The organism is Burkholderia sp. HI2714 (genome assembly GCF_002223085.1).
Taxonomy (GTDB): domain Bacteria; phylum Pseudomonadota; class Gammaproteobacteria; order Burkholderiales; family Burkholderiaceae; genus Burkholderia; species Burkholderia lata_D.
Window position 1 is genome coordinate 1 of record NZ_NKFM01000177.1, and the last position, 619, is coordinate 619.

The 619-nt window shown below is 57.7% G+C and carries 1 pseudogene; it reads left to right on the forward strand.

The annotated features are described in order from the left end of the window. Window positions 1–192: 192 nt before the first annotated feature. Window positions 193–491, forward strand: a pseudogene (locus CFB82_RS41785) (transposase); the annotation flags it as partial. Window positions 492–619 lie beyond the last annotated feature (128 nt).

Sequence of the window (619 nt, forward strand, 5' to 3'; positions counted from 1 at the left end):
CCGCGGACTTAAAATTCGCTGCGCTCTAATCGGCGCGTGCCGGTTCGACTCCGGCTCCGGGCACCATTACCGATGAAGTCCGAACAAGTGAATTGGATTCGCCGCGATGGAAAAGCACAATAGGATGTTTGAGCTTCCCCCGAAATTTCGCTCTCCAAGAGGTCGGGTAAACTCGACGGAATGGAAAGCAAAATGTTGAAGATACCGAAGCAGCAACACACGCCGGAATTTAGGACGCTTGCGGTGCAACGAGTGAAGGATGGCCAGAGTATTTCGGTGGTTGCACGGGAGCTTGGCATCTCGGAGCAGACGCTGCGCACGTGGGTCAAGGCCGCAGCGGCCGGAACGCTGAATGGTCCAGGCACGAAGGTCGTGACGCCGGAGCAGATGGAGCTCTCGCGGCTGAAGGCAGAGAATCGACGGCTGACGATGGAGCTTGAGATCGCAAAAAAAGCGGCGGCGTACTTCGCGCGGGACCTGCTGTGAAGTACGGGCGTGGTTCAGAAACCGCCGATTTTGGGTAACACGGACGAGCGGATACCCGCCGTGTATGAGGACGGCGTTGAAGGAAGCAGTGCGAATCAGATCGAGGGATCCGACCTTTGACGATCAGCCCCGA